Annotated in this window: 1 protein-coding gene and 1 pseudogene; both read left to right on the forward strand. The window is 69.7% G+C overall.

What is annotated here, in order from left to right; translation table 11 throughout:
• The first annotated feature begins 59 nt into the window (after positions 1-59).
• Positions 60-695, forward strand: a complete 636-nt coding sequence (locus tag DEIPI_RS0124955; protein WP_027483583.1) for a response regulator — start codon at positions 60-62, stop codon at positions 693-695.
• A pseudogene (locus DEIPI_RS34505) lies at positions 692-1,031 on the forward strand (phosphotransferase enzyme family protein); the annotation flags it as partial. The gene DEIPI_RS0124955 and the pseudogene DEIPI_RS34505, both read left to right, overlap by 4 nt.

Here is a 1,031-nt window from a genome sequence, read left to right on the forward strand (position 1 = left end):
ACGACCGTCACCGCCACGCTCCCCCTTCGCGCGCCCACCCCCCCGGAGGTGCCTTCCGTATGACTCATCCCATCACCGTCGCCATCGTCGACGACCAGCCCCTCATGCGCTTCGGTCTGCGCTCCCTGTTCGAAACCGACGACGACTTCCAGATCGTCGGGGAAGCCGCCAGCGGCGAGGACGCCGTGCGGCTCGCGCAGGACCTCACGCCGGACGTGCTGCTGATGGACGTGCAGATGCCCGGCATGGACGGCGTCACCGCGACCGCCCGGGTGCGCGAGCTGGGGCTGCGTTCACGCGTGTTGATCCTCACCACCTTCGACACGGAAAGCTACGTCCTCGACGGGATCCGCGCGGGCGCCAGCGGGTACCTGCTCAAGGACGTGCGTCCCGGTGAGCTCTTCGACGTCGTGCGCCGGGTCGCGGCGGGGGAGGTGTTCATCCAGCCGAGCGTCGCGGTGAAGTACCTGCATCTGCTCACCACGCGCAGCGTACCGGACGAACACCTCACCGCCCGTGAGGAGGACGTGCTGCGGCTGCTCGCGCGGGGGCTGAGCAACAAGCTGATCGCGCGGGAGCTCGACATCAGCGAGAGCACCGTGAAGAACCACGTGAAGTCCATCCTCGCGAAGATGCAGGTCCGTAACCGCACGGAGGCCGCGCTCAACGCACGGAAGTGGGTGGACGAAGCTTGACGCTCACTCCCGCCCTGAAGGAGGAACTGCGGCGGCACTACGGCCTCGCCGGGCTGTTCGAGGCCCTCGGGCTCGCGGGCGTGGGGCGCAACAACGTCCTCACGGCGTTCCGCACTCCGGCGGGGGCGTTCGTGCTCAAGCGTGGCGCGGTACCCCTGGGCGAGGTGCAGGCCCGGGAGTTCGAGCTGCTGGCGTGGCTCGCCGATCAGGACCTCGGGTTCGCGGTGCCGTCGCCCCTCAGGACGCTCGACGGCGCGTGGGGCTGGGAGGACGGCGGGCTGAACGTCCTGCTGCCCTTCCTCACGGGAGGCGCGCTGCCCGAGGAGACAGACGCGT

Source organism: Deinococcus pimensis DSM 21231 (assembly GCF_000519345.1).
Classification (GTDB): domain Bacteria; phylum Deinococcota; class Deinococci; order Deinococcales; family Deinococcaceae; genus Deinococcus_A; species Deinococcus_A pimensis.

Coding starts and splice junctions, on each gene's coding strand:
- DEIPI_RS0124955 (WP_027483583.1), top strand. CDS start 60: ATGACTCATCCCATCACCGTCGCCATCGTCGACGACCAGCCCCTCATG.